Origin of the sequence: Agrobacterium bohemicum, assembly GCF_001562555.1 — a bacterium.
GTDB classification, from domain to species: domain Bacteria; phylum Pseudomonadota; class Alphaproteobacteria; order Rhizobiales; family Rhizobiaceae; genus Agrobacterium; species Agrobacterium bohemicum.
In genome coordinates this window covers 182,353-190,273 of the sequence record NZ_KQ961033.1, presented here as the reverse complement: position 1 = coordinate 190,273, position 7,921 = coordinate 182,353, and the positions used below count along the sequence as shown (strand labels likewise).

Sequence of the window (7,921 nt, the reverse complement as noted above, 5' to 3'; positions counted from 1 at the left end):
AGAGTGCCGCCGATGAAGATCGCCGAAGGTGCCAAAACGGATGTAATCATGAAGGCGAGACGGGCGGTTTCAGGTCCTGCCCGTTCAAGCCACGCGTCCAACACGCTTGCGTGGTTTTCAAGATAGATACCCCATTGGTCCGGGGAGCGGCCTGTCGGTATGGTCCCAACAGAGGTCTCGCACCAGGCCGCTAAATCGGCGAATGAGGGCCGTGAGAGGCCCCGTGGGCGAAGCGCGCCGACGTCGCCAGCATTTCCCAGATTACCACGATAAAGTTCGCCGCCGATGACGAGACCGCTGCCAATGCCTTCCGCCAGATACAAATATGCAAAATTGTCGTGTCCGGCGGCGTTTCCCAAGGCAAGTTCGCCGACGGCCGCTGCGTTTGCGTCATTTTCAATGATCACGGGGCAACCAAGCGTTTCGCGCAGAGACGAAGCGAGATCGGGCCCCGCCCAGGCAATCACTTCGTCGGCAAGATCGAGTTTTGTTGCACCCTGACGAAAGCGCGTCGGCATTGCCACGCCTGCACCAAGCAGCAGGTTTTCGTCGACATCGTACGACGCAAGAAGACTGGCCTTGCTGTCATTTATAGTTTTCTCAACGTTGCGGAATGCCTCGTATGGCCCGTCCAGATGATGTTCACCAATTCGTTCGCCGCAAAAATCGAGCAAGGTCAGGGTTAGAGAATAGTGGTTGGCATGGACGCCAAGGGCGTAGCCGACATTGCCTTGAAGCATCAGATCGATGTGAGGTGCGCCACGCCCGCCGTGGCGCCTTGCACCTTCGATGATAATGCCCCGCTTGATCAGGTCGCGGGTCATCATGCTCACGGCTGCCGGTGTAACGCCGCAAAACTCAGCGATCTCCGCACGTGAAGCCACACCCTTGCGGCGAAGATGATTGATCACCGCGGCCTGCGTATTGCCAATACCGACCAGGGGCGAATGTCGTTTTAGCACCGTGACGTCCTTCGGATAATTAAAAACGCGATGTCATAAATCTATTACTTAAGCAACTTAATTAAATAATCACTTTCAATCGGATTATTCTCCATGAACAAATTTCTGGCTCTCCTTTCTTCCGCGGCGATGTCTGCGCTCGTCGCAAGCGCTGCGCATGCAGAAGACATCACCATCAAGCTCTCGACACTCGCCGATAAGACAGCGCCGGGCCGCATCACCAACATTGAAGGTGCGGCAAAGATCATGAACGAGCAGTTCAAGTCCGCAGGCGTTGACAAGCGCATCGTCATTGAAGCCAACAACAGTGCTGTTAAGGGCTGGGACGATCTGGCACTGGAAACCTTGAAGGCATTTTCCGTTGGTCAGGGTCCGGATATCTACGTGGTAGCTCACGAGTGGATCGGCCAGTTTGCTGAAGACGGTTACGCCTTGCCGATGGATGAGCGGATTGCCGCTGCGCCTTGGGTTTACGGCGATATCCTGCCGGTGCTGTGGAATTCGGCCAAGGCCAAGGACGGCAAGATTTATGGCGTTCCTCAAGACGCTGAAATCCGTATGTTCTTCTACAACAAGGACATGCTGCGCAAAATCGGCAAGGATGAAGCCTTTATCGAGGGCCTGCCTGCCAAAGTCGAAGCGGGTGAGTTTACGCTTGATGATTTGACGGCGCTTTCAAAAGAGGTGGTTGATGGCAAAGCTGCGCAATACGGCATGCTGCACCGCCCCAATGTCGGTATTGATTACCTGATGGTCTTTCAGTCCTATGGCGTGAAGTTCATGGATGAGAAAACCGGTAAGCTGGTTTTCCCCAAGGCCGAGATGACCAAGGCATTGAGCTGGTATGAGCGCAATGCCAAGGAAGGCGTTACCCCTGTCGATAACACGGCCATGAGCTGGGAGGCTATTCAGGGTGCCTTCAAGCAGGAAAAGGCTTTCATCTTCCATCAGGGTGTCTGGGCGGTAGCCTGGCAGGTGGGTGAAAAGAATGGTGCGACGTGGCCAAACGATAAGGAAGGCTATTTCCACAAGATCGGCTGGATTCCTGCACCTGCCGCTGAAAAGGGTGGGAAGCCCGCTAACCTTTCTCATCCGCTGCTCTACACGGTCAACGCCAAAAGCAAGAATGCCGACATCGCCGCCGATCTCGTAGCGCTTGCGACATTGCCATACTTCAACAACGAACATGCCGTGACGTCTTTCCACACGGCTATCAGCAACGCACAGACAGCGATGCCGAAATACAAGGACAACTGGGTTTTGTCCGCCGCCTCGCCAATGATGGAGCATGCCCAATTCGTGCCTAATCATACGCAGTTCGGCAGCTACAACAAGGTATTGTTCAGCGGCTTGCAGGCGGTTGAGACCGGTAAGATGACGGCGGCCCAGGCTGTTGACTTCATTTCCGATGAGCTCGAACTGCAGTTCGGCAAGGACATCGAAATCCGCGACTCGGCCAGCAACTGATCCCGCATCTTCTCCCTGCCGCCCGGCTGTTACCGGGCGGCACCTTTGTTTTCACTGGTCCACGACAATGTCCCAATTCCAGCTTCGACCACGCCGTCCGGCCCGGCCTATGCTTTATCTCGCGCCAGCCATCGCGTTGCTTGCCGTATTTTTTCTAGCGCCGATCGTTGTCAATGCGGTCATCGCCTTTACCGATATGGGCGCTAACCTGCGCGTCGGCCACTTTACGTTCCAGAATTTCGAACGCATCGTTCAACGCGATGCGCGCATGCCAATGGTTCTGCTGACAACGCTTATCTATGTCACCGCGACCCTGTTCATTTTCAATATCGGCCTCGGTGCGCTATTGGCGATGACATCAACAGCAATACCCGACAAGCTCGGCAATTTTTTCCGCGGCCTGTGGCTGTTGCCGCGCATGAGCCCGGCCGTGCTCTATGGTATCTTGTGGATATGGATTGCCGATCCGTCACCTTCGGGCTTGCTCAATCAAGTCACAGGCACGTTCGGTCTGCCGCCGATAAATCTGCGCAACGATTTTCCGCTGTTCCTCATCATTCTGGCAAATGGCGTCGTTGGTGCATCTTTTGCCATGGTCATTCTGACTTCGTCGATCCGCTCCATCCCTTCCCATCTTGCCAATGCGGCGCGTGTCGATGGGGCCAGTGAATGGGGCGTCTTGCGGCATGTCGTGGCTCCCGCACTCTCGCAACCGATACGGCTGATCTCCATCTATCAGGCGCTGTCGCTGATGACGACTTTTGAATATATTCTGCTCATCACGGGTGGTGGACCGGTTTACGATTCCACGCCCTATGCCCTCTACATCTATCGCCGCGCCTTTGAAAACGGCGCTTATTCTTACGGTGCAGCGCTGGCGCTGGGCTTTATGGTTATCGGGGTTGTCGTCACGTTGCTGCACTGGCGCGTCACCAACATGAGCTCAACTTTTGCGGCTCCAAAGATAGAGGTGTTGTGATGACACTCATTCAGACCAAGGCCGTTTCCTCTGCTGACTGGGTCAGCCTCGAACGCCGGGGTGCAGTCCACAGAGCGGGTTTTCTGTCGGCTATCATTCTTTTCCTGACGATTGTTTCTGTGCCGGTTCTGCTGCCTTACCTTTGGTTGCTGGTAAAGTCGCTGACGTTGTCTGACGAAGCGGTCAGCCGGATCGTTCTTTGGCGCACATCTGCCATTGCGGGCGTTTCTTATCTCGGCGCAATCGCACTTGCACTTCTGGCAGAGCGTTTGCGCAAACCGGCCCTTTCATGGGCAGCACTCTGCTTGGTTGTTGTCATTCTGGTGACGATTTTTCTGCTCCCGCACATGACGCTCGATAATTATCGCTTCCTTTGGAACCGCGATATTGCTGGCACCGGCACCACCAAAATGGACCTGATGCCTTCCATATGGTCGGCATTCGGAAGCTCCGTCGTGTTCGCTGTCAGCCAGACAGTTATCGTCACGCTCGTGGCGACGCCGGCGGCCTATGCCCTGTCGCGCTTCGCCTTCGCCGGTCGCGAGACCTTTCTGCGTGGTCTGTTGATGTTGCATGCCTTTCCGGCACTGGCGCTGACCGTCGCGATTTTCATCCAGCTTCACTATATGGGCCTGCTCAATAATCTCGCGGGCGTGGTGATGGTGCTGAGCGCGTTGGAACTGCCATTCGCCATTTTCGTGCTCAAGAGCTTTTTCGATAACGTCCCCTGGGACATCGAAATGAGCGCTGTGACGGACGGTGCCACCCGCTCCCAGGCGTTTCGCATGATCGTGCTCCCGCAGGTCAGCGGCGGCTTGATCGCGGTTGCCACTTTCACATTCCTGAAGGGCTGGGAGGAATATGTCTTCGTCCAGACGCTGCTCATCGACAAAAGTCAGATGACAATGAGCCTCTACCTCTTCTTCGTCGCACAGGACAATATGGGCGCAGACTACGGCATGATCGCCGCCGTCGGCATCATTTATCTACTGCCTGTGCTGCTCCTCTACACTTTCACGCAGAAGTACATCACCCAGATGAGCTTTGGCGGGATCAAGGGATAATTGCCATGGCCAAGATCACTCTCGATAAACTCACCAAGAACTGGGGAGAGACCCAGGTTCTGAAACCGATGAACCTGACCATCGAAGACGGGGAGTTCGTCGCAATTCTTGGGCCATCCGGTTGCGGAAAATCCACGACGCTGTTTCTTCTTGCAGGCCTTTACGCCCCCACCGCAGGACAGATCGCTTTCGATGGCCACAACGTCAACAGTGTCGACGCGCGCGATCGCAATGTCGGTATCGTCTTTCAGTCCTACGCGCTCTATCCGAACCTGACCGTGAGGGAAAACATCGCCTTTCCCCTGCGCTTCAAAACCATTGACAAGCCAGAAGTCGCAAAGCGGGTGGAGGAGGCGGCAAGCCTCGTTCAGATCAGTGCGCTGCTGGACCGACGCCCGTCGCAACTGTCTGGTGGTCAGCAGCAGCGTGTGGCACTTGCCCGGGCGTTGGTGAAAGAGCCGAATATCCTTCTGCTGGATGAGCCGCTGTCTAACCTCGACGCCACCTTGCGGATTACCATGCGTGCGGAGCTGAAAAGCATTCAGAAACGACTGGGTTTCACCACGCTGATCGTGACCCATGACCAGATCGAAGCGATGACCATGGCGGACCGGATCATCTGCATGAACAATGGCGAGATCGCGCAAATCGGCACGCCGGATGATCTCTATCGTCGTCCCAACAATCTGTTTGTGGCTGGCTTTATTGGTACGCCGCCCATGAACCGGATTAAAGGGAAAGCGGCCGGTCGCCGCCTGCGGCTGGGTGAGACATCGCTCGACCTCAACGTTCAATATGATGGTGAGGTGACGTTCGGTTTGCGGCCGGAAGACATCAGTCTCATCTCGGATGCAGAAGCGGCATTGAAGGGTCAGATCGCTACCGTTGAGCCAATGGGTCGGGAGGTGTTCTATACCATCGATACTCTTGCAGGCCCCATCCACGCTTTGGAATATGGAGAGGCGGTGCGGCACGCGCCCGGTGATGCCGTCGGAATCTCCTGCAAGTCGGACATCACGCTTCTCTTCGACGTATCGGGCAATCGCATCACCAATCTACACGCCCATGTATCGCATCAAAATATCCGGGCGAGAACGCTCGAGCCAGCAAACTGACAGGATTTTCTCGTGACCAAGATCGTATCCCATCGCGGTGCCAACCACTTTGCGCCGGAAAATACCTTTGCTGCCGCCGACCTCGCGATAGAGCACGGTGCAGACTATATCGAGCTTGATGTGCGAGAGAGCGCCGACGGCGTACTCTATGTTTTTCATGATGAAACGCTGGACCGCACCACCAACGCCACCGGCTCGCTTGGCCACGTCTGGTCCACAGAAATCGATGCACTTGATGCCGGAAGCTGGTTCGGAGACGATTTCAAGGGCGCCATCGTCCCACGGCTCGATGCTTATCTGGAACATCTTCGCGGTCGCGCTGGCGTCTATATCGAGTTGAAATATTGCGATCCCGCCAAGGTGGTGGCGCTGGTGCGTGACCTCGGCATGGTGCGTGACACGTTCTACTTCTCGTTTTCCGAAGAAATGCGGCGCGACCTTCAACTTATTGCCCCGGAATTCCGCAAAATGATGACGCTCAACATCGCGAAATCACCGTCGTTGGCCGGTGCCGTTCACCACGCGTCGATCATTGAAATTACCGTAGAGCAGATGCGTCGCCCCGGCATATTGGAAGCGTGCGGCAAGGCAGGTCTCGAGGTCATGACCTATTATGGCGGTGATGATCCGGCTATTCACCGCGAGATCGCAAAGGCTGGTGTTGACTACATCAACCTTGATCGTCCGGATTTGTTTGACGCCGCCCGACGCGAATTGCGTGGAGAAGCTGCCTGATGCAAATCGCAGTCGTTGCGGACGCTCACCTGCACGATCTTTACGGCGGTTACGGCATGCTGGAAGAAGCGAGCGGCGAGGTAGCCCTGCGAACACTTGCCGACACGATGGCCTCAACGCGTGTTTTCAATGAAAGCCATGCTGCGTTCATTGCCGTGCTTGACGATATTGTCAGGCGTGGCATCCGCGATGTCGTTCTTCTCGGTGACTATTCCGACGATGGTCAGATGGATGCCGTTGCGGCGTTGAAAAAGGTTCTGTCTTTATACGAAAACAGCCATGGCATGCGGTTTTTCGTGACCTTTGGAAATCACGATTGTTTCGGTCCAGAGCCGCGCCATCAGGCCAAGTGGTTGACGAAGGCCGATGGGCACGACCCTCTCCTGGTAACGAGCGATGAGCGCGCGAAAACACCGGCCGTTATCCAAGCCGGAATGCTGGGAATGTCGACGGATCACGCGATGAAATCCATGGCCTATTATGGCGTCGGGCGGCCCGAGGGAGTAGGACACTGGGAGACGCCTTTCGTCAATTGTAGTGGCCAGGAACATCAACGGCGTCAACGCAGCGATGCAACGTGCCTGGACGCGTCTTATCTCATCGAGCCTCAAGATGGACTGTGGCTTTTGATGCTGGACGCCAACGTCTTCCACAGGGTCAACGGCACGTGGCAGGTCCGTTCCGATGCTGCCTGGGATCACATATTGGAAGAACGCCCCTATATCCTGACATGGATATCTGACGTGGCAGAACGCGCTATTCGCACGGGCAAGACACTTCTCGCATTTTCGCATTATCCAGCCCTTCCACTCGCTCTGACGGGTGAGGGTGAGACTGTGCGTTGCGCCTGCACCCCGGACTGGCATGAGCGTATGCCTTCGCTAAAGAGCAGCCAGCGACTGGCAGAGGCGGGGCTCCGATGGCATTTCAGTGGCCACATGCATGTGGCGGGGCGCATTGAGCTCAATAGTCTGATAAACCTCGCGGTACCATCCCCTGTCGCCTATCCGGGTGGATATATCATCGTCACGATCGAAAACGGTGTCGTGTATCCCGACACGGTGCATTTGAAAGAAACCAAGGGATTTGATATCGGATTTTCCGCCTATGAAAATCAGATTGTTGATTTTAATAACCCCATCAGCACGCCGTTACTTGCCTGTTCGACTTACTCAGAGTTCCTGCGTTTGCACCTATTGCATCTGGTCGCGACGAAACATTGCCCGAACGACTGGCCACCAAATCTCATTATCTATCTCGATCAACCGATATCGCATCTTTTCATCGGGTATGCAGAACTGTCGTCAGTTATGGAAAAATGGTCGAGCGTGGTGTCGCAACCGTTTCGTATCATGATGGAGGATTATTACATTCTCCGCGCAGGCGGAGAATTAGCGCTCCAGGATATCCCGCCGGATCGTAGCGACTTTTATCTTGATCTGGGACGCGCGCTTGAAGCGTGTGGACAGGTGGAGAGTGATCCTGTCAGCCACGTCTTTCTAGAGCGGTTTTTCGCTTGTTTCGACGGGACATTTGAACTCAGGAAAATGATTGTTCAAAGTGATCTTTGCCACAGATTGTCCAGGTCGTGGCCATAGT

General features: G+C 55.2%; 7 protein-coding genes. 6 read left to right on the top strand and 1 reads right to left on the bottom strand.

Annotated elements, in window-relative coordinates; translation table 11 throughout:
- A partial coding sequence (locus ATO67_RS17880; protein ID WP_245304019.1) for an ROK family transcriptional regulator occupies positions 1–962 on the bottom strand: 962 nt, incomplete at its 3' end.
- Between the two features lie 93 nt (positions 963–1,055).
- On the opposite strand from ATO67_RS17880, the gene ATO67_RS17875 reads away from it, so the two are divergent.
- The 6 genes from ATO67_RS17875 to ATO67_RS17850 all read left to right on the top strand — a co-directional run bounded on the left by ATO67_RS17875 (position 1,056) and on the right by ATO67_RS17850 (position 7,920).
- Positions 1,056–2,429: an ABC transporter substrate-binding protein gene (locus ATO67_RS17875; protein ID WP_067652416.1), complete on the top strand. Its 1,374-nt coding sequence runs from the start codon at positions 1,056–1,058 to the stop codon at positions 2,427–2,429.
- A 67-nt stretch (positions 2,430–2,496) separates the two neighbouring features.
- On the top strand, positions 2,497–3,408 hold the full coding sequence (locus ATO67_RS17870) for a carbohydrate ABC transporter permease (protein ID WP_067652414.1): 912 nt from the start codon (positions 2,497–2,499) through the stop codon (positions 3,406–3,408).
- Complete coding sequence (locus tag ATO67_RS17865; protein ID WP_067652412.1) at positions 3,408–4,472, top strand: carbohydrate ABC transporter permease; 1,065 nt, start codon at positions 3,408–3,410, stop codon at positions 4,470–4,472. The genes ATO67_RS17870 and ATO67_RS17865 overlap by 1 nt, the downstream gene beginning before the upstream one ends.
- 5 nt (positions 4,473–4,477) lie before the next feature.
- On the top strand, positions 4,478–5,587 hold the full coding sequence (locus ATO67_RS17860) for an ABC transporter ATP-binding protein (protein ID WP_067652411.1): 1,110 nt from the start codon (positions 4,478–4,480) through the stop codon (positions 5,585–5,587).
- A 12-nt stretch (positions 5,588–5,599) separates the two neighbouring features.
- The gene (gene ugpQ / locus ATO67_RS17855; protein ID WP_067652409.1) at positions 5,600–6,322 is read left to right on the top strand and encodes a glycerophosphodiester phosphodiesterase; all 723 of its coding nucleotides are present in this window, start codon (positions 5,600–5,602) and stop codon (positions 6,320–6,322) included.
- A complete protein-coding gene (locus ATO67_RS17850) occupies positions 6,322–7,920 on the top strand; it encodes a metallophosphoesterase family protein (RefSeq protein ID WP_082760318.1) in 1,599 nt (532 codons plus the stop codon). Before ugpQ ends, ATO67_RS17850 begins: the two co-directional genes overlap by 1 nt.
- Position 7,921 lies beyond the last annotated feature (1 nt).